Genomic DNA, 21,448 nt, shown 5'->3' with positions numbered 1-21,448 from the left:
TTTATTATTGAGTTCGAAGACAGAATTGTGAAGCATATTAACTAAATTGCAGTTACACAGAATCTGTTACACCCTCTCCATTTATGCTGGCCCCACTTGTTTGTAATTAAATACCCTTCGCCGCACATTGTAATTTTTTTGTTAAATGGCTAGTATTGCCACCTGATAATTTGTCATCATGACGAATGGATGAACTTGAAGTAAAAGGATTTTATTATGTTAATCAGAACTGTCTGTATTTTTGTCACATTTTTACTTGTGGCATGCGGAGGGGGTGGGGACTCTGAGAGTTCTCCTGCGACTCCAACCATTCCGACTATTACTAACCATATACAAGGCAGATGGTTACTAAAAATTCCAGATACTGAATGTATTGAAACATTTATTTTCAATGATGACCTTTCGTCGAAAATAATATCTAGTCAACAAGTCACAACCGCTATTTATCAATTTCAATCTCAAGTTAACTCTGGGACAAAACACCCTTTAACAATTAATTTTACCCATTCAAACTTATTGCCAGATTGCGAGGGCAATACCCAAGATCTTGCAGGAAATAGCCTTTCCGTCTTTGTAGACTTTAATGATGAGTTCGAAATGGAGTGGTATGAAGATGCTGAACATAGTGCTCCGTTAGTTACATTTATTAAAGAGCCTGAAATTACACTTTCTTCGCTTCCTGAAATAGTAAGCTATGGTGAAGTTATGAGGGTTAAAGTCGAAACGACTCCCGATTTAGGTGTACTACCCGAGCTGCTTTACGGCCCCAATGGCATGACAATTTCTGCTGACGGCACTCTCAACTGGGAGGCTCATTCAATTGCCTTTTCAGCAGAACAAGAAATCAAGTTTTCACTTACAATTCCTAATTACGGAGTGACTAAGCAATTCTCAATAAAACAAAAGTCTGACGCCGCATTAAATGTCTACTCAGAATTATCAACTTCTGGCAAAGAAAGGGATATTTCAATAGCTAATTTTTTGTCTTTAAATAAAAAACAAATCTTGATACTTAAGAATAATAAACAAATTGCACTATTGGACAAAAATGGTGAAGAGTATACACAACAGTGGTCTTATCCTTATCATCTAGATGCCTTAAAGCTCAGTCACTATGATTTTGAAGGTGATCGGCTTAATCATATAGTGGTAATGAATAGTGACCAAATTTTATCTATCGACCCAAATACAAACAAAAAAAGTGTCATTGTCGAAATAGAAAAATTTGAAGAGTCTCATATCCTAAGAGACAAGAAATTTGTCGACTTTTCAATTGCAGATTTAAATGATGATGGTCATGCCGAAATAGTTTTAATCATAGCTTGCAAAGATTGTGGCAACACACCTAATCACGACTTATGGGTGTGGGATACAGGATCAAACTCGATAAGCTCACTTTATGATCTGAATTCTCAGCCATCCGAGGTACAAATCGGTAGTATTATCGACAAGAATTTAAAGCATATTTTGTTAGATGATGGCTTAGTATTTGATAATGAACTCAAAAAATTAAATTGGTTACATGCTGACTCTGAAAATACATTATTCACTTTAGCTGATATTGATGGCAATGAAATAGAAGAAATTATTTCATACAACAAGCAAGAGCAATCCATTGAAATGCTAAAATATGGAGAAAGCTCACCTATTACTCATTTAGCCATAGAAGAAGATATCTGCAGTCTGCATGTAACACCTCTAAAAAGCATTGTTACTGGACCATGTTCAAGTTACGGCGGGAATATGAACTCCTATTCAAGTGAGAAATTAGAGCTTCAATGGAGTGAGTTATCGAACCACACAAACAATATTATTTCAGCAGTTACTGAAAACTCAGGTGAAGTTGAGCTCTTGAGATCAGGTAATAGTTCAATTAGCTCATTTAAATTAACTCCATACCCAGAAGTTGTATGGGGCTTAAATTATTCTACTGCTAGTACAAACTACCATACCGCAGGGAATATCGTAGAAGGTGGAAGCTTTAAAGCACTGTTTTATTCTCCTCAACACAATTGGAACCTATACAGTGTTTCTGAAAATGGTCAAAAAGAAAAAAATAACCTTTACAAGTTAGAGAACGGAATAAATGGTTCCATCCATGCAATTGACATTTTTGATGCCAATTTAGACGGTGTTAATGAAGTGATAATTAATACTAAATATGAAGAAGGTTTTACTCTGTTTGCACAAGAGCTAGCATCCGAAGTTTTACTCTGGGAGAAGTCGTTTAGCCAAAACTCTGAAAGATATGTAAGCTCAGTAGAAATGGAACATGCTGATATTAACAACGATGGTTATAATGATTTAATTGTTGTTAACAGTGAACAACTCTATGTAGAAGACTTAGTAAATCAAACTGTACTCTGGGATTATAAACCTACAGAAGTGTCCACCATTTTAGATGCTGACTTTTCTAGAAATAAAGAAGGAACCTTGATTGCAGTTGTGGCAATAGAAAAACGTGATTCGAACTACCACCTCTTCAATTCAACAGAACAATTCAAGTTTATAGATGGAGCATTCGTACCGGCAAGTACAGCATCACTTTTATGTAGTAAAATAGTGCTGATTAATCAAGCGACTAATATAGCTTGTTTATCTTCCCATGGCTCACCATATGGTAATAGTACCGAACTGTTAATACTTGATAACTCGCTAACTCAAATCAATTCCTTTTTCATAGATGGTGAGGTGACTAATATCTTACAACCTCAGGATTCAGATAATTTACTAATAAGTAGTTGTGATAGCGGAGAAACAGGTTTAAGTAATAACCCCAATTGTACGTTATCAATGCGCTCTGTTAATTCAGGAGATATCATTTGGCAAACACCAAGGTTGTTAGGTGCAATAACAACAAATTCAATTGAATACATGCCTTCTAAAGATGGCTCAAAACCGCGCCTTAGCTTCGCGACAAAAAATGCTATGTATATGGTTGAGCTATAGTCTCTATAATTTACAAACCCGAAAGCTCACTCATCTTTTAAGTAAAGCGAACCATCAAGGCTCGCTAACTTGTCTGATGAACAACTGGGAAAGTAATTTTTGTTTTCAGCCCCTAAACCACCTACTTCAGTAGGTGGTTATAATCTAAGTTAACTTTCCCCTTCATTGTCACAATTCTAAATTCATATCGATATTTGTTTTACTGATAGAATCAATAATAACATTGCCGCCCACTCCAAGAGTCAATACTAGGGTTAGGTTTCCATTTTTATAAATAACATGGCCCCAATTGTTCCTGGATCAGCTTATAGATCCAGGTTATTTTTGTGGTGACCCTGAGCGGGAGTTGTTAAGTGGTTACTGTATATAAAACTAAATGCAATGGTTATTTACAAGCTACCTTATGTGATCGTCATAATGGACAGAAGGCCATAAGGTTTGAATATAAACCTAAATAAGTGGTTCCGTCGGAATAAACGTAAAGTTCCACTTCTTTTTGTTCAGCAAATCTAAATACAAAAAAGCCTGAAGGTTTGCTTCAGGCTTTTTGGTGTCAGTTATCGCGAGTTTAAATAATTAACATGGCCACCTACTCCAAGTGGCTGAATATCTGACACTGCCCTAGGCTTTCACTAAGTGGGTGCCGTTATGGTGAACGTAGGCTTAATCTCATCCCCCAACTTGAACATTCAAAAAAGCCCTAATCTTTGCAAGAACAGGGCTTATTGATTGAGTGACTACATAAACACAGAGCCAGTATTAACGCTAAAGATTAACCTGCCTTAGCTTGGATCCTGTATGCATGTAGCAAAGGCTCTGTATAACCAGAAGGTTGCGATTTACCTTTAAATATAAGGTCGCAAGCCGCTTTAAAGGCTATGCCGTCAAAATTAGGGGCCATATTAATGTACAGTGGATCGCCTGCATTTTGAGCATCTACCACTGCAGCCATTTTTTTCAGTGCCGCCATCACTTCTTCTGCACTGCATAAGCCATGTTCAAGCCAATTAGCTAAGTATTGCGACGAGATCCGCAAAGTCGCTCTGTCTTCCATTAAACCTACATTATTAATATCAGGTACTTTCGAGCAACCGACGCCTTGGTCAATCCAGCGCACCACATAGCCCAGTATACCCTGAGCATTATTTTCTAGCTCAAAGGTAATTTGTTGCTGGGTTAATGTTGTCGTGTCATCAAGCAATGGAATCGTCAACAAGTCATCGATGCTAGCACGCTTACGATGCTTAAGTTGTTGCTGAACTTCCGCCACATTTATTTGATGATAATGGATAGAATGCAGTACGGCACCATTGGGCGATGGTACCCAAGCCGTGTTTGCCCCCGCTTTTGGGTGAGCCACTTTTTGTTCTAGCATAGCAGCCATTTCATCTGGCATCGGCCACATACCCTTACCTATCTGAGAGCGACCTTGTAAGCCACATTCAAGTCCAATATCGACATTCCAGTCTTCATAAGCCTTAATCCATTTTTGCTGCTTCATCACAGATTTGGGGACAAAGGCGCCCGCTAACATTGAGGTATGGAGTTCGTCACCGGTACGGTCAAGAAAGCCGGTATTAATAAAGACAACGCGCTGTTGCGCGACCCTGATACACTCTTTTAAGTTGAGTGTAGTTCTGCGCTCTTCATCCATAATGCCGACTTTAATGGTATTACGGGGGAGGTTGAGTGCATCTTCTATCTTGGTAAAGAGGTCACAAGTAAATTGCACTTCTTCTGGACCGTGCATTTTAGGTTTGACAATATTCACTGATCCTTTGCGGCTATTACTGCGACCATTATTGTTACCTTTAAGGTCATGCATAGCGGCAAGCACAGTGATCATGCCATCCAATATTCCTTCTGGTACTTCATTGCCATGTTTATCTAGTACGGCATCAATCGTCATCAAGTGGCCAACATTACGCACAAAGAGTAAGCTTCTGCCGGGTAACGTTACGGTGTTAGCGTCTGTACTAGCATTAACATTAGCAGCGGTATAAACCCTATCATCATTAAGCTCTCTAAGGATTTGTTTACCATTTTTAGTCAGTGAGGCAGCTAAGTTACCTTGCATCAAACCTAACCAATTGCGATAAACTTCAACTTTGTCTTCAGCATCAACCGCAGCAACAGAGTCTTCGCAATCCATAATGGTGGTAACAGCGGCTTCAACTAACAAGTCTTTTACGCCAGCACTATCGCTGCTGCCAATAACACTGTCTGGATCAATTTGGATCTCAATATGCAAACCATTATTAACCAGCAAAATCGCACTGGGCGCATCTGCACTACCTTGGTAACCGACACACTTTTGTGCTTGGGTTAAGCTTGTGATTGTGCCATCAGTTAACTGCATACGTAGTTGGCCTGCATCAATATAATACCGCGTTACATCAGCATGGCTGCCTTGCACTAATGGGGCTGCGGTATCTAAGTGATGTTTTGCAAATGCGATAACTTTATTGCCCCTTATGGGGTTGTACTGTTTGGTCAGCTCGGCGCCGTCTTGTTGTGATATGGCATCAGTACCATATAGCGCATCATATAAACTGCCCCAACGTGCATTGGCGGCGTTAAGGGCAAAACGTGCATTTTTTACTGGCACAACTAATTGTGGCCCAGCTTGCGCTGCAATTTCATGATCGACATTTTCAGTGCTAATTTGAAAATCGTCACCCTCAGGCACTAGGTAGCCGATTTCGGATAGAAAAGCTTTGTATTGGTCTGGGTTAACGTCTTTAGCTGGGTGCTTTGTATGCCATTGATCAATTTGTTGCTGCAATTGCTGCCTTTTTTCTAACAAGGCCACATTAATGGGAGCAAATTCGGTAATGATGTCCTCAAATTTTGCCCAGAAAGTTGCTGAATCAATGCCTGTACCTGGACAAATGTCACTATCGACCAGTTGCCACAATGCTTGTGCTACTTGTAATCCACCTACTTGAATACGTGCTGTCATGTTTATCCCTACCTTTAATTCCTGTGCGCTGAACTTAAAAACCACTCAAATCTATTATTAATCGTTAATTCGCAGCAAGACTTTACTCTATATCAAATTAAGCTTATTTATCCAATTTATACTTGTTATCACCAATATTCATCAAATCTATGGTAAATCGCCCTTTTTTGGTTAATTTGCAACGTATCAGTAATTAAAAATCAAAATAACAACAAGATTAAACGTCGCCTCTATTTATTTCATCTGCCGTTTTAGTGATTAATTGGCGCATCCATTGATGTGCTGGATTATGTTGAAGCAAGGGGCTCCAAGCCATAGTTAATGCAATGGGTGGAATAATAAATGGCGGCGGAACAATACTCACCCGATCATTATTGTTGTGATGACGAGCCATCTTACTTGGTATGGTTGCGATCAAATCCTGTTGCTCAGCCAACAAACACGCGGCTTGGTAATGGCGAGTAAAAACCGTGATTTGCCGTTTTACGCCAATTCGAGTTAATGCTTCATCCACCCAACCTAAGCGCTGAACATCAGCAGGATCCATCCCTACACCAACGCCCATTCCGGTTTTACTCACCCACACGTGTTTGGCTTGCAAATAACTGTCTAAAGAAAACTTGTGTAAAACTGGATTCGTCTTACTAATCAAGCAGCTGAAGTCGTCATTCCACAAAACTTTCTGGTGAAATGATTGCGGAATAGTGTCGAATCGATTGATCACCATATCGACTCTTCCTTGTTCTACATCAGGGAAACTGACATCACTTGGGGTCATGATGTCTAAAATAATGTTGGGTGCTTGAGTCCGAAGTTTTGCAATTAGCGGAGGTAGTAAGGTCGCTTCAGCATAATCACTAGCCATTACTCGAAAGACTTTGTCACTTTCTTGTGGGTCAAATTTGGCGCGAGGCTGTACGGCTTTTTCTAGCCCGATAATCAAGGTACTGATTATGGGTTGCAACTCTTTAGCACGTTCTGTCGGCGTCATGCCCTGACTGGTGCGAATAAGTAAGGGATCATCAAACAAGGTTCTTAAGCGTTTTAGGCCGTTACTCATTGCAGGCTGGCTAATACCAAGTTGGTCAGCTGCTTTAGTTACATTTCTTTCACGTAGCAAAACATCTAAATAAACAAGGAGGTTCAAGTCGATACGAGATACATTCATAAGATGAATACCGAAAATAGTAAGTATAAATTAGACTTATTTAACCAAATCTAACTATTATTTTCAACGTAATCATTTGCCGCTAATCAATTTGTTAAAGGAATATACACATGACTAACTACAGAAGTAATATCGATGAAGCTGCTACCTTGATTAATTCAGAAGGTAGTGCATGGAATGCCATCAACCCAGAATCAGTCGCTCGTATGCGTCTACAGAACCGTTTCCAAACTGGGTTAGACATCGCAAAGTACACTGCTAAGATTATGCGTGAAGACATGGATAACTACGATAAAGATTCATCGCAGTACACTCAGTCTCTAGGTTGCTGGCATGGTTTTATTGGCCAACAAAAAATGATCTCTATTAAAAAGCATCTTTTAACCACCAAACGTCGTTACTTATACCTTTCAGGTTGGATGGTTGCAGCACTGCGCAGTGAGTTTGGCCCATTACCTGACCAATCTATGCATGAAAAGACCTCTGTCGCTGCGTTAATTAAAGAGCTGTACACTTTTCTGCGTCAAGCTGACGCACGTGAATTGGGTGGCCTGTTCAGCCAATTAGATAATGCCAGCGAGTCAGAAAAAGCGGCGATTCAAGACAAAATTAATAACTTCGAAACCCATGTTGTACCGATTATTGCTGATATTGACGCAGGTTTTGGTAACGAAGAAGCCACTTACTTGATGGCAAAGCAGATGATTGAAGCCGGTGCTTGTTGTATTCAATTAGAAAACCAAGTGTCTGATGTTAAACAGTGTGGCCACCAAGACGGTAAAGTGACCGTGCCCCATGTTGAATTTCTAGCGAAAATTAATGCGGTTCGTTATGCCTTTTTAGAATTGGGTATTGATGACGGTGTGATTGTTGCCCGTACCGATTCACTAGGTGCTGGTCTAACACAAAAAATTGCCGTAACCAATGAAGCTGGTGACTTAGGTGATAAATACAATAGTTTCCTTGAAGTGGAAGCGGTTGATGCAGCAACACTTAAAAATGGCGATGTGGTATTCCAACAAGGTGGAAAGTTGGTAAAACCTGCTCGTCTACCCAATGGCTTATTTAAGTTCCGTGCGGGTACGGGTGAAGAGCGTTGTGTACTTGATTGTATTACTTCACTGCAAAATGGTGCTGACTTACTGTGGATTGAAACTGAAAAGCCTCATGTATCTCAAATCGGCGGCATGGTTAACGAAATCCGTAAAGTAATACCAAACGCAAAGCTTGTGTATAACAACTCACCATCGTTTAACTGGACACTTAACTTCCGTCAGCAAGTATTTGATTCAATGCAAGCAGCAGGACAAGATGTTTCAGCTTACAACCGTGATCAATTGATGAGTGTTGATTACGATACAACTGAGCTTGCTATTCAAGCTGATGAAAAAATTCGTACTTTCCAAGCTGATGCTGCACGTGAAGCGGGTATTTTCCATCACCTTATCACGCTACCAACTTATCATACCGCAGCACTATCAACTGATAACTTGGCTAAAGAGTACTTCGGTGACCAAGGCATGTTGGGTTATGTTGCTAATGTTCAACGTAAGGAAATCCGTCAAGGTATTGCCTGTGTTAAACACCAAAACATGGCAGGTTCTGATATGGGTGATGCACATAAAGAGTACTTCTCTGGTGACCAAGCGCTTAAAGCGTCAGGTAAAGACAACACAATGAACCAGTTTTAACGACTCGTTTTACAAACGATAGCAAGTGTTAAACTGGCTATCGTTTACACCAAAAAGCCTGAAGTATAGCTTCAGGCTTTTTTTATATTTTAATTTCCCGAACTAAATCACTTGGGTCTGTCTCTGAAAATAACATGGGCAGCCATGATTAATGGCTTGTTGCCGTTTCAGGGCTTAAGGCAATGTATTTATTTCTGCCACTGTTTTTCGCCATGTAACATGCATCATCTGCTCGTTTAATAAGTTTGTTAATATCTTCGTTTTTATCCCACTGGGCAATGCCGATTGAAAGGGTATTTACTCTGTCCATTGATGCAATTTTGAGCGCTCTGCAATTTTCTAGGATACGGTTAGCCAATATGAACGAATCGGTTAACGATTGCCCTGTAAGGACAACGACAAACTCTTCTCCTCCAAAGCGAGAAATAATATCTTCAAGTCTAAGGGTCTTTTTAAGCATATTTGCTATCGCCACAAGTAGTATATCTCCGATATTATGCCCCCAATTATCATTAACCGATTTGAAAAAATCTAAATCAATAAAGAACAGGGTTACCTCCATGTTTTGTCGTTTGGCTAACGACAACTTGGGATTAATGATGTCAAAAAATGCTCGTCGGTTTAGCAAGGATGTCAGTGGGTCTTCACGTGCAATTCTTTCTATGTCTTTTTGGGCTTTAATAAGTTGCCGTTTTTCGCGACGAAGCTGAAAATTGAGTTGCGCCATTAGATTACTAAGACTGCTTATTTCTTCAATTAGCTTTTCATCTTTTAGCTCCAACATTTCAGCAATACAATAGAACGAGGACTCCATTTTACGAAACGAACATAAAAGCCCTTCACCTTTTGTGGTTTTAAGTAGTTGCGGATCTGAGTCAAGGTCTATTATTTGTGTCACTCGAGGGGCACCGACAAAAAATTCATGCCAATTGTTTGTTTCAGATAGAAAAATAGCAAACAGTATGCGAAAGCCCCGGTTGTAACTGATTAATGTGCCATCGTAAGCAAACTCAGCGATAGCCAATACGTGCGAATTTTCTGCGATATCTATTGCAAGTTCACTGGGGATATTCATTAAGCTAACCAGGTGTTGAGCTTTTGAATCGCTTCTTTGTAATCGCTGGTGATGAAATCGGCTTTAAGCACTTCTTGCGGTTCATGGAAAAAAGACAGCGCTTGACCGCCTACAATGGTTTTAATATGTGGGTATAAGGCGTCGATTTCTTGGAGGATCTCTCGAGCCCTTTTGATATTGTAAGGCATGGTAACGCTGATGATTACGGCTTTAGGTGACTCATTTGTAATATAATCAAGAATGGCATCTTTAGGTGCGTCGGCACCAAGATAGGTTGTATCCCATTCATTTGCTTCTAACGCTGTGGCAACCATCCATGAGCCAATTTGGTGTTGTTCAGATGCCGCGCAAGTTACCAATATCTTTGGTTTAGTTATTTCTGGAAGGTCTAGGTGCATTAGCAGCCCAGTGAGCACACGATTGGTAATGGCTGTGGCTAAATGTTCGGTGGATACTGATACGTCACCATTTTGCCAAAGCAAACCTATTTGATAGAGAGCGGGCTGAGCCTCATTATTAAAAAAACGCTCAAAGTCTTCCCATGTAGTGACTTTACTGAATGCATAGCTGTAGGCGTTACGGTGATCACCTGTAATAATATAGTGGAGAAAGGGGTTATCCATTGCAATAAACTCTTCTTCTCGGTTGCCTTTTATTAGGCTACAGCACTCATCATGGGCCCTAAGCATCCAATCGTATATTTGCACTAATTGTGCAGCCTCAATTGGTGGAATTGTCTTTAAAATCAATTGCTGCCATTTTTCTAGTTCTTCTTTAAAGTAGAGAAATGGCACCCCTTGAGAATGATAAGCCTGATAGACCCAGGGAAGTGCTTTCACTAAAGCGGTTCCATCACGGGATTCAATAACCTGGGAGATAAACCCAAGGTGGTTGCGGTGATTATTGATTAATAAGTCCAGCGAATTGCCATTTAAAAAACGACTTTGCTCGGGCTTTGAAATCCAGCGATTAATTTCTACCAGCATTTCTTCACCGAATTGACAATATGCATTAATGGCATTGTCAGTCACTGTGGCAAGTAGTGTATTGAGTTTTTGGCTATCCATAGTTAGTCCTCAATTGAACAGATACAAATTGAACTTATGCGCGAGGTTAAAAGTCGACAAAACCTAATGCTATTATAGTCATAATAAAGCTCATTGCTGGTTATCATTGAAGCAAAAGTAGTAAAAAATTAGGCAAGTTTAAGTGATGACTGTGCCTTTGTTTGAAATGCGTTGATGAGATAACTGAGGGCCTTTAGCGCTGTTGGTTAATGCTTCGACTTAGCAAGCACCTTGCTGACTTATAGGCTAACACTTGACCTTTAACCATTACTGCTAATTTACAGTTATCCCCCCATATTTAATTCAACAATAACTGATATTATTGGTTTTTTTCAATATTTAATTGTGGTTTATGTGATTTTTTAGAGTCAATATAAGCGCTTATGGCTAAGCCATTTGTTACTGGCGCTTGACGCTGAAAGCTTGCCTTATGGCGGCTATTAACACCATAGGGCAAGATTTTATCGCTGAGGACTATTTATTTAGCACAAATTGATCAATTTGATTTTGGGCTAAGGCTTGATCCATGGTGCCCTTTAGCAGTTTGTACATCAAAATCGAGGCATCAATCTCAGTTTTACGGTTAGTTAAACTTTCAATATTCAGCCCTAATGGGATATTAAGCGGAATAACCGCGGCTAAAATTTGCAGCAGGTTACTGTGGTTAATCTTAATTGACTCATACAGAGGATCTTCTGCCGACAAAATACGCTGGCTGGTAGCTTCGGGTACCGACACACCTAACCAGTTGATAAATTCCAGAGTTTTAGCACTGCCGCAAGGTGAAAATGTCAGGATGATGCGATTAGGCTTGATATTGTTTAACGCACATTCTTTGGCGTAGCTGGTTAACATATCAATGGTTGCTTGGGCGTTATACACCGCCTGAGTGATGTAGTATTCACAGCCTTGGTTTGATTTACCTAACAGGCGAATATGTTCATTTTTTTTACTTAAATGGCGCTCTGCAATGGCCACGCCACCAAGGTAGAACGCTTGAGAGTGCGCCGCTAATACGCGGTAAGCGTCATTTAATGGTAATGAACTTGCAACCTGAGTCGATGGCGATCCCACTAATACCAAGTCTCTGACATTATTTTGATACCAAGCGCGGGACAACCACTCACTAAAGCCCTGTTCATCAAGACCGGCAACGCTCTTATAAGCAATAACTGGCTTGCCTGACTTTTGATTGATTAGCTGAGCGTAAGTACCAGAGTCATGAGTGGCTTTAAAGGGAAAAGGCCTTGGGGTATCAATGCGGCTGGTTTCATCCTGAATATCGTAGATGATCAAACCATCAAAGTTTATCTCATCAAGGCGAGCTAACAATTTATCAGCGATAATACTGACCGATTCAAAATCAGTATCGATTTTTGGTGGGGTTGTACCAATAAAATAGATCCCACGGTGATGATCGGATGAACGCTGTTTTAATGATTTTTTCATGTTTAGCCGTCTAGATGGATGTTATCTCCATTGTGTCTTAAATTTTGACCCTTGTTAAGCCCGAAAAAGGGTATTTTTTGAAATAATTAATAACCACTTAAATTAGTCGGCGATAAGTTTTAACTCAGATGATTTTATCTGTCTGTGGGTTTGAATATAGAGCAAGCAGAGTCACATTTTCCCTATTAGTTGTGGTTAATGTACTTGGCTGAGGAGGTGACTTTATTGAGTTATCGCTGCGCCGTTTAATGCCGCAATTCTGGCATCGGTTGATAAATTGATGAATTTAGGTGCGGCAGTAACCGCTAGAATGGCAAGAATAATGATAACGACTACGAGCTCAATTAAGGTAAAACCCTTATTATGGTTAAGCGCCATGGCTCAAAAATCCATTTATTCAGTTTATTATTTGGCAGCGATGTTATTTCAAATGGGCTGCTACCCCTACTTATCTACTTGAATAAAAAGTTTTTTATTTATAAGAGTTTAGTATTTTTGATCTCCCTTAAATTAGCCTGTGACATAGTGTCGCAGTTTGTTGGTTTTAAGTTGAAACCTGTTCTGGTTAATTTATAAATGTCCGCACAAATATTATAGGTTTGTCATAGGACTGTTTATGTACCGCTCTAAATTGATGATTTCTATCGCTGTCGCTTTAGGTTTTTTACCCACTTCCTTCGTTCAAGCCACTGAGGCTAATCCCACAGACACTCAGGCTGTTGAAACCACCCAAGAAAAAAAACACAAGCAGCACTGCGATAATAAAAGCTGTGATGACTACCTTGTGGTGACTGGGGAGTTAATGCGCGATCCTGCCAAAGTTGTCACCGATCCCAAAAAGCCCAGATTACCGCTGCCCGCTTATGACGGTGCAGGTTACTTAAAAACCATCCCCGGTTTTAGTATCGCCAGAAAAGGCGGCGCAGGTGGCGACCCTTCTTTAAGAGGCATGGGCGGTTCACGCATCAGTATTGTTGATGATGGCCAGCATGTTTATGGCACCTGTGGCGGACGTATGGATCCGCCAACAGCTTATATTTATCCAGAAGCCTATGATGCCATTACAGTGATTAAAGGCCCACAAACAGTAAAATATGGCCCAGTAGGTTCCGCAGGGACGGTATTATTTGAAAAAGATCGCCATAGCTTTAGTGAGAAAAGCCTTGAAGGTCGCGCCAGCGTAACCGGTGGCAGTTTTGGCCGTGAAGATTACTTAGTCGAAATAAAAGCAGGTACTGAAACCCATTACATTGATTTTGATGCTAATAAGTCTAAAAGCGATCATTATCAAGACGGTGATGGTACCACCATTCAATCCCTTTATGACCGTAATAATTACAATTTTGCTTTAGGTTGGACCCCCGACGAATCAACCGTGGTTGAGCTTGCTTATGGCAGCTCAAGCGGTGAGGCTGAGTACGCTGACAGAACCAATAAAGCTCGTGTGATCGATAATGAAAATGTCACCTTTCTGCTGCAAAAGGATGTTGATTTTTACTGGCTGAATAATATTGATTTTCAGTTATATAGTAATGAAAACGATCACGTTATGGATCAGTTTGACCGCGGCGTAAATGCAGGCACTAATGTCAGACGAAAAACCGCAGGTGGTCATTTATGGTTTGATATTTCAGCCAATGAAAAATGGGAAACCATTGTCGGGCTTGACTATATGGACAGTAAGCACAAAGGACGCAGCATCAATCAAGCAGAAGATAATGGCCTAGATGATTTATTAGCAAAACCCTTTATGCAGGACATGGCTTATATCAATACCGGCTTATTTGTTGAATCAAGTTATCAGCTTAACCAAGGTAAAATCTTGACGGGGCTAAGAATGGATCAATGGCAAACCAGTTTATATGTGGCCCAGCAAGGCAGCCGTGATGATGACTTATTCAGTGGCTTTGTTCGCTACGAGTTTGAGACTGATAAAAGCCAATATTATATTGGCGGCGGCCATGCCCAACGTATTCCTGACTATTGGGAGTTCATGAAGGCAGACAATAATGATTTGTCACTTAAGGCATTTGATTTAGATGCTGAAAAAACCACCCAGCTTGATGTTGGCTGGATTTATCAAGACGATATTGAAATATCCACGGCGTTTTATTACGGCAAAGTGGCAGACTACATCTTAATTGATGCTAATACTGCCAAGACCGCAGCTTACAATATTGATGCAACGATTTGGGGCGGCGAATTAGGCCTGCTATATCCATTTACTGATCAATGGTCGGCGCAAACCACCGTCAGTTATAGCCATGGTGAGAATGACACTGACAATACACCACTAGGGCAAATATCCCCTTTAGAGGGTCGTATTTCAGTGAATTATGAAGCTGAAAATTGGACCGCTGGGTTATTTTGGCGGATGGTTGCGGCGCAAGATAGAGTCGCAATTGGTCAAGGTAATATCTCAGGACAAGATCTGGCTGAAAGCAGTGGTTTTGGCACATTGGCCATCAATGGCTCTTGGAAGCATGATGATATTTTAGTGAGTTTTGGTATTGAGAACTTATTTGATATTACCTATGCCGAACATGTTAGTCGCTCTGGAGCGGGTAATGACATTCCTGGTAGTTCACCACTATTTCAAGTTAATGAGCCGGGTCGAACCGCTTGGGTAAAACTTGATTACAATTTTTAATAAAAACCGGCAGGCTTGTTACATTTAATAAGCCTGCATCATTGCCCACTTTGGGTGAAACCTCTGCTTTAATGCCTGATACAGCCGCCGACAAACTTGTCCCTAGCTGCAATACATTGCTTTTATTCACATAACCTATGTAAAGCTATGCAAAGTTACCCTTTGGCAGTTTTCTTTATAAAGTGATCTAATTAAAATCAATCACGTAACATCTAAATAATATTAAATCATATTAAATAATAATAAACGAAAATGGATTTCCAGTTAATGAAAACACGCTATACGCTAGTGGCGGTTGCAACTTCGCTATTCATTTTATCTGCCTGCAGCAGTTCATCCTATCTTGACGAGTCTTTGGTTAAACCTGAGCTGCCTGCGTCGTGGCATACCGACGCCAAATCATTAAAAGACAATCAAAGTTGGGTAACACCAATCGCTACCGATCAGTTATTAGAACTTATCAGTATTGGCCTGAACACCAACCAGCAGTTAATTCAGTTAGCTCTTGAAGTCGAGGTTAACAAGCAGCAGCTTAATGTCAGTGATGCCAGCTTTTGGCCAGAGTTAAGCTTATCGGCTAATAGTGCTAGAGGGGGAAATAGTGATGCAACGTCTAGCTCCAATAGTCTTAGTCTTGATGTTAGCTATGAGCTAGATATTTGGGGCAAGTTATCCGATAGCGCTAAAGCCTCAAAACTGAATTTACTCACTGCTGAGGCCAATTATCAGCAAGCAAGGGATGCACTGGTTGCTGATGTGGTGATTGCCTACTACAAGGTAGTGACCTCAACAGAGCTCGTTAAGCTATTTGAGCGTCGCACCGAAAATGCCAAACTTAATTTTGACATCATTGAGTCGGGTTACCTGCAAGGGTTAAACACCGCGCTGGATGTGTATTTAACTCAAAATGAGTTTCACAGTGAAAACTCAAACCTGTTGGCACAGCGCAGTCAGCGCAATAAAGATATTAGAACCTTAGAGCGCTTATTAGGCGGCTATCCAGCAGGTAAATTACTGATAGATGAAACACTGCCGCTATTGCCACAAGGGATTAAAATTGGCGTCCCCAGCGAGCTCGTTAAACGTAAACCACAACTGCAAGCCGCTTGGTATCAGTTGCTCGCTCAAGATGCCGTCGTGGCCTTTACTCAAAAGCAGCGTTATCCAGCCTTACGTTTAGGGGCTGATATTGGCACCGCCAGTAATGATATTGCTAACTTATTAAGTGGTGATTACAGTTCATGGTCAGTATTTGCCGGTATTACCGCACCGATTTTTAACGCCGGTCGCTTAAAGTCACAAACCGAGCAGCAAAAGCTGAAATTAAAGCAGCAAGAGCAGCAGTATTTAAATACTTTGTTTAGTGCCTTTGAGCTAGTTGAAAACAACCTTGATCTTGATGCCAGTTTGCAGCAGCAATATCGCTCAACTTTACAAGCGCAAGACAATGCCCTCCAAGCTGAAACCCTATCATTTGAGCAATACCAAATCGGCCTTGTCAGCTATACCACAGTACTGGATGCCCAAAATCGTGCCTTTGTGGCCCAAAGTTCGGTTATCAGCTTAAAAAACCAAATCATTGCCAACCGTATCGGATTACACCTTGCTTTAGGTGGCGATTTAGATGCCAGTGTGACAGAAGAAGAAAAATATGATGAATAAGAAATACCTGATCCCAGTAAGCATTGTTGCGGTTGCGGTTGCCACTATTATGGTGATTACCTCAAACCCACCTACCACTAAGCGTGGCAAACCGATGGCTGTAGCTGCCATGTCGGTTGAAACTCAGGTGCTTAAGCCACAAGATTATCAAATTCAGGTGAGCAGTTTTGGGGTGGTAAAACCGCGCACCCAAAGCTCGTTAGTGACGCAGGCTTCAGGTCAAATTCTATCTATTAGCCCCAACTTTCGTGAAGGTGGTTTTTTTGAAACTGGCGAAGTGTTAGTTGAGCTTGATGATAGAGATTATCAAGCTGAAGTTAAAATTGCTGAAGCTGGGTTAATGTTGGCTAGGCAACAATTATTAGAAGAACAAGCACGTACTAATCAAGCCTTAGCAGATTGGCAGCGCCTGAGTAATGGCCGCGAGCCGACATCGCTGGTGTTGCGTGAGCCGCAATTAGCTGCAGCGCGAGCGGCAATGCTATCTAACCAAGCGAAACTTGAACAAGCCAACTTGGCCTTGGAACGTACCCAAGTTGTTGCCCCCTTTTCTGGGCGAATTTTAGAAAAACATGTTGATGTAGGCCGGGTGGTTTCGACCAATAGTCAGCTGGCAACGATTTACGCCACCGATTATGTGGAAATACGTTTACCAATCAATAACAGTGATTTAGCACTGGTAGAACTACCTGAGCAAGGTAAGTCTGTGGTGGCTAAAGTGAGTTTTGAGTCTGACTTAATAGGCCTGCAAAAATGGGAAGGGCAGTTGATTCGCACCGAAGGTGCAATCGATAGTAACTCGCAGCAGTTGTATGTGGTGGCGCAAATTGATGATCCATTTGATTATCAAGCTAATCAGCAAATGCCACTGAAAATTGGTCAATACCTGACAGCCAATATTGCCGGTAAAAAGCTGAGCCAAGCGATCGTAATCCCGACTAAAGCAATCTATCAAGGTAGCTATGTGTATGTGGTTAATGATGGCAAGTTATTACGCAGAGAAGTGACCATTAGATGGCAAAACAGCCAAGATTCGGTAGTTAGAACAGGTTTGAAAAGTGGCGATGAACTGGTTATTACCTCCCTTGGACAAGTGAGTTCAGGCACCCCTGTCACTGTTGTTGGCGCAACGAATAAAGTTAAACCACAGCGAGGCCCAAGAGGTGAGGGCAGAGCCGATGGCAAGTCTCGCAGTAAGCCTGATGGCGAGCGTAAAACCAAACCTGCTAGTAAAGAGGAGTCACAGCCATGATTGCTTGGTTTGCTAAAAATCACGTAGCGGCCAATTTATTAATGTTGTTGCTGCTGGTATTAGGTTTAGGTTCACTGTCAACGCAGATCCCACTTGAAGTGTTTCCGACAGTTGAGTCTGAAAGGATCTCTGTTCGAGTATCGCTTCGTGGCGCGACCCCTGAAGATGTTGAAAAGGGGGTAACAATTCGTATTGAAGAGGCGGTGCAAGACCTTGAAGGTATAGAAAAAATCACTTCTAGCTCTTCAGAGGCATCATCGCAGGTCACCATTGAAGTTGACAGTGGTTACGACCCCCGAGAAATGCTAGCGGACATTAAAAGCCGCGTCGATGCCATTAACACCTTTCCGGTTGATGCCGAAAAACCTGTCATTGCCCTTGCCCAGCGTAAGCGTGAAGTCATCGCAGTAACGGTAACCGGCAAATATAGCGAAAAAGAAACCATCGAGTTTGCTGAAGTGGTGCGCGATGAATTGTTGCGCCTAGAGGGTGTCACCCAACTAGATTTAAGCGGGGTGCGTAACTATGAAGTGTCATTAGCCTTATCGCAAAACAAATTACGCCAGTACAACTTAACTCTGAGTGAAGTATCACGGGCGATTAATGCCTCTAGTACTGATATCTCTGCGGGTAATTTAAAAACTCAGGGTGGCGACATTTTACTGCGCTCTAAAGGCCAAGCTTATTACAAAGATGAGTTTGCCAATATTGCCATTAAATCTGCCGCTGACGGCACCATTATTCGTTTAGGCGATATTGCAAATGTGGTTGATGGCTTTGAAGAAACCCCTGTAAGAACTCGCTTTAATGGTCAACAAGCGGCATTTATCGATGTGTATCGTATTGGTCAGCAAAGCGCGATTGATGTGGCTGATAAGGTTAAAGACTACATTGATTCTCGTCAGGCAACCTTGCCTGAAGGCTATGGCCTTAGCTATTGGGATGACGATTCTGAAATCGTTAAAAACCGTATTGCTACCCTAACAGGCAGTGCGCTGCAGGGCGGCATACTTGTGTTGCTATTACTGACATTGTTTTTACGTCCATCAATTGCCATATGGGTGTTTATTGGTATTCCAGTTTCGTTTATGGGCGCATTCATTGTGATGCCATTTTTTGATGTGTCGTTAAACGTCATCAGCCTGTTTGGTTTTATCTTGGTATTGGGGATTGTGGTGGATGATGCCATTGTTACTGGCGAGAATATTTACACCCACCTTAAGACTGCGCCCAATGGCGAGCAAGCGGCGATTCTTGGTACCCAAGAAGTGGCCGCGCCAGTGACCTTTGGCATCTTAACCACAGTGACCGCTTTCTTACCTATGTTGTTTATCGAAGGCACTCGCGGGGCGATATTTGGTCAAATTGCGATAGTGGTGATCCCAGTATTATTGTTTTCGTTAATCGAATCTAAGTTTGTGCTACCCGCTCACCTTAAATATATTAAGATGCGCAGCGAGAAGGAAAATTATAATAAGTTTGAGATTTTTCAGCAAAAGTTTGCTGATGGATTTGAACGAGCAATCATTCAGTTCTATCAACCATTTTTACGCATAGCGCTAAAGCATAAAACCGCCACCTTGAGCTTATTTCTCAGTGTGTTGTTAGTGATAGCGGCACTGTTGGCCACGGGGTGGACTAAGTTTACCTTCTTCCCGCGCATTCCCAGTGAAACCGTCAGGCTTAACTTGACCATGCCAGCGGGTACCCCATTTGAAGTGACCAATGGCCATATCATTAGCATTGCTGCAAAAGCGGAGGCGCTGCAAGAAAAGTATCGTGATGAAGAAACCGGTGAAAGCGTGATCATTAATATTTTGGCCACAACGGGTGGTCGCGGCGGTAGCTCAAATGCAGGTGGGGTTCGTTTTGAAATAACCCCAGCAGAGAAGCGTGAATCAGATATTACCTCTAGGCAACTATTAACTGAATGGCGTAAAAGTGTTGGTGAAATTCCTGGGGCTGAGTCAGTGACTTACCGCGCTGAAATTGGCCGAAGCTCTGATCCTATTGATGTGCAGCTCAGTGCAAACTCCCTTGATACCTTACGTGAGATTGCCGATCAGGTTAAACAGCATTTAAAAACTTACCCGACAGTATTTGATATTGCCGACAGTTTATCTAACGGTAAAGAAGAGCTGCTAATTGAGTTAACCGAGCAAGGTAAAGCGCTAGGGCTCACTCGACAGGAAGTATCAAGTCAAATAAGAAGCTTTTATTTTGGCTCAGAAGTGCAGCGCATCCAGCGAGGCCGTGATGATGTGCGAGTAATGCTGCGCTTGCCGCTAGATGAACGTCAGTCATTAGATGACCTTAAAAAGGTCCTGATTACCACCAGTCAGGGCGCGCAAGTGCCGCTTGGTCATGTGGCTAAAATGACCTCAGGTAAGAGCCCATCAAGTATTCAACGCATCGATCGTTATCGGGTGTTAAATGTCACTGCCGACGTGGATAAAGACAATACCAATATGACTGTGCTACAAGCAGATCTTAAGGTGTACCTTGATGGTTTAGTGCAGCAATACCCTGGAGTAAGGCACTCACTTGAAGGCGAAGCTCGTGAACAGCGAGACAGCTTTGGGTCGTTGCAATGGGGCTTAGTGTTTGTGTTGTTTATGATTTATAGCCTACTCGCAATTCCGTTTAAGTCTTACATTCAGCCATTAATTGTGATGAGCGTGATCCCCTTTGGCTTAATTGGCGCAGTACTAGGTCATTGGTTAATGGGCTCGCCACTGACCATTTTCAGTATATTGGGGATGTTGGCGCTAGTGGGCGTTGTGGTCAATGACTCTTTAGTGCTGGTGGACTTTATTAATAAAAAACGTGCAGATGGAATGGCATTAGCGGAGGCGGTATTAACCGCAGGTGCAAAACGTTTTAGACCGGTTATGCTCACCAGTTTAACCACGTTTATCGGCCTAATGCCGCTATTATTAGAGAAGTCGACCCAAGCGCAGTTCTTAATTCCAATGGCGATATCATTGGGCTTTGGGATTATCTTTGCCACCTTTATCACCTTGATTTTGGTTCCGGTAAATTACCTTGTGGTTGAGCGCTTAAAGGGCAATAAAGTTGATAATGCCAGTCTAGATCAAGAGTTTGAAAATAGCTTTGGCGCTGCTAAGGTTAAGGTATAGCTCAGGTTATAATTCAGTTGCGATTTTAATCGCAAAATATAGCGTTGCCAGTAATGAAATGCCCTGCTGGCGACGCTTTAAGCGTGATAAATGTGTCGGCCTAAAAAGTTCAAAACATTTATCACGAGATAAAAAACAAAAGGAAAAACAAAAATTATTGCAGCAGAAACGCTTAATATGAAGGTAATTGATAGCGATTAGTGATTTTTCGATGTTTGGTTGCATCTCAAGATAATCAGCAAATCAGGCATTCATACAATCAGGTAATCAGCCAATTATATAATCAGATATTTATACAGTCAGCAAATCAGGCATTTATACAATCAGGCATTTATACAATCAGCTTATTGGTGTTAGCCTAAATTCAATTACTGCAAATACTC

Annotated in this window: 11 protein-coding genes and 1 pseudogene; 6 read left to right on the top strand and 6 right to left on the bottom strand. The window is 41.4% G+C overall.

The annotated features are described in order from the left end of the window. Positions 1–216: 216 nt before the first annotated feature. Positions 217–2,949 (top strand): hypothetical protein, encoded by a 2,733-nt coding sequence (locus Q4533_RS17320; protein WP_303503526.1) that lies wholly within the window; start codon positions 217–219, stop codon positions 2,947–2,949. Between the two features lie 772 nt (positions 2,950–3,721). Here the strand turns inward: Q4533_RS17320 and Q4533_RS17315 are convergent. Together Q4533_RS17315 and Q4533_RS17310 are read right to left on the bottom strand one after the other, a co-directional pair. Then, positions 3,722–5,911: a malate synthase G gene (locus Q4533_RS17315; RefSeq protein ID WP_303503524.1), complete on the bottom strand. Its 2,190-nt coding sequence runs from the start codon at positions 5,909–5,911 to the stop codon at positions 3,722–3,724. 217 nt (positions 5,912–6,128) lie between these two features. Further along, complete coding sequence (locus Q4533_RS17310; protein WP_102435682.1) at positions 6,129–7,079, bottom strand: LysR family transcriptional regulator; 951 nt, start codon at positions 7,077–7,079, stop codon at positions 6,129–6,131. Between the two features lie 110 nt (positions 7,080–7,189). On the opposite strand from Q4533_RS17310, the gene Q4533_RS17305 reads away from it, so the two are divergent. After that, entirely contained in the window at positions 7,190–8,770 is a 1,581-nt protein-coding gene (locus Q4533_RS17305; RefSeq protein WP_102476664.1) for an isocitrate lyase, read from the top strand. Positions 8,771–8,918: 148 nt separating this feature from the next. On the opposite strand, the gene Q4533_RS17300 is transcribed toward Q4533_RS17305, so the two are convergent. The 4 genes and pseudogenes from Q4533_RS17300 to Q4533_RS17285 all read right to left on the bottom strand — a co-directional run. Beyond that, positions 8,919–9,845, bottom strand: coding sequence for a GGDEF domain-containing protein (locus Q4533_RS17300; protein ID WP_303503520.1), 927 nt, complete (start codon positions 9,843–9,845; stop codon positions 8,919–8,921). Then, entirely contained in the window at positions 9,845–10,912 is a 1,068-nt protein-coding gene (locus tag Q4533_RS17295; RefSeq protein ID WP_303503518.1) for a B12-binding domain-containing protein, read from the bottom strand. Before Q4533_RS17295 ends, Q4533_RS17300 begins: the two co-directional genes overlap by 1 nt. Positions 10,913–11,386: 474 nt before the next feature. Beyond that, entirely contained in the window at positions 11,387–12,361 is a 975-nt protein-coding gene (locus Q4533_RS17290; RefSeq protein WP_102520870.1) for a methylenetetrahydrofolate reductase, read from the bottom strand. A gap of 240 nt (positions 12,362–12,601) precedes the next feature. Continuing rightward, positions 12,602–12,739, bottom strand: a pseudogene (locus Q4533_RS17285) (type IV pilin protein); the annotation flags it as partial. Between the two features lie 238 nt (positions 12,740–12,977). Here Q4533_RS17285 and Q4533_RS17280 point away from each other — a divergent pair. From Q4533_RS17280 to Q4533_RS17265, 4 genes are all read left to right on the top strand, one after another. After that, the gene (locus Q4533_RS17280; RefSeq protein ID WP_303445499.1) at positions 12,978–15,011 is read left to right on the top strand and encodes a TonB-dependent copper receptor; all 2,034 of its coding nucleotides are present in this window, start codon (positions 12,978–12,980) and stop codon (positions 15,009–15,011) included. Positions 15,012–15,278: 267 nt separating this feature from the next. Continuing rightward, entirely contained in the window at positions 15,279–16,673 is a 1,395-nt protein-coding gene (locus Q4533_RS17275) for an efflux transporter outer membrane subunit (RefSeq protein ID WP_241901130.1), read from the top strand. Next, entirely contained in the window at positions 16,663–17,925 is a 1,263-nt protein-coding gene (locus Q4533_RS17270) for an efflux RND transporter periplasmic adaptor subunit (RefSeq protein ID WP_102435672.1), read from the top strand. The genes Q4533_RS17275 and Q4533_RS17270 overlap by 11 nt, the downstream gene beginning before the upstream one ends. After that, complete coding sequence (locus Q4533_RS17265) at positions 17,922–21,065, top strand: efflux RND transporter permease subunit (RefSeq protein ID WP_303410722.1); 3,144 nt, start codon at positions 17,922–17,924, stop codon at positions 21,063–21,065. The genes Q4533_RS17270 and Q4533_RS17265 overlap by 4 nt, the downstream gene beginning before the upstream one ends. The last annotated feature ends 383 nt before the right edge of the window (positions 21,066–21,448 follow it).

The sequence above is a fragment of the Shewanella sp. 6_MG-2023 genome (assembly GCF_030547195.1).
GTDB lineage: Bacteria > Pseudomonadota > Gammaproteobacteria > Enterobacterales > Shewanellaceae > Shewanella.
This window is presented reverse-complemented; position numbering and strand designations above follow the sequence as displayed.

Bases quoted from the DNA above. Each gene is read 5' to 3' on its own strand.
- Q4533_RS17320 (WP_303503526.1), top strand. From the start codon at position 217: ATGTTAATCAGAACTGTCTGTATTTTTGTCACATTTTTACTTGTGGCA.
- Q4533_RS17315 (WP_303503524.1), bottom strand. From the start codon at position 5,911: ATGACAGCACGTATTCAAGTAGGTGGATTACAAGTAGCACAAGCATTG.
- Q4533_RS17310 (WP_102435682.1), bottom strand. From the start codon at position 7,079: ATGAATGTATCTCGTATCGACTTGAACCTCCTTGTTTATTTAGATGTT.
- Q4533_RS17305 (WP_102476664.1), top strand. From the start codon at position 7,190: ATGACTAACTACAGAAGTAATATCGATGAAGCTGCTACCTTGATTAAT.
- Q4533_RS17300 (WP_303503520.1), bottom strand. From the start codon at position 9,845: ATGAATATCCCCAGTGAACTTGCAATAGATATCGCAGAAAATTCGCAC.
- Q4533_RS17295 (WP_303503518.1), bottom strand. From the start codon at position 10,912: ATGGATAGCCAAAAACTCAATACACTACTTGCCACAGTGACTGACAAT.
- Q4533_RS17290 (WP_102520870.1), bottom strand. From the start codon at position 12,361: ATGAAAAAATCATTAAAACAGCGTTCATCCGATCATCACCGTGGGATC.
- Q4533_RS17280 (WP_303445499.1), top strand. From the start codon at position 12,978: ATGTACCGCTCTAAATTGATGATTTCTATCGCTGTCGCTTTAGGTTTT.
- Q4533_RS17275 (WP_241901130.1), top strand. From the start codon at position 15,279: ATGAAAACACGCTATACGCTAGTGGCGGTTGCAACTTCGCTATTCATT.
- Q4533_RS17270 (WP_102435672.1), top strand. From the start codon at position 16,663: ATGATGAATAAGAAATACCTGATCCCAGTAAGCATTGTTGCGGTTGCG.
- Q4533_RS17265 (WP_303410722.1), top strand. From the start codon at position 17,922: ATGATTGCTTGGTTTGCTAAAAATCACGTAGCGGCCAATTTATTAATG.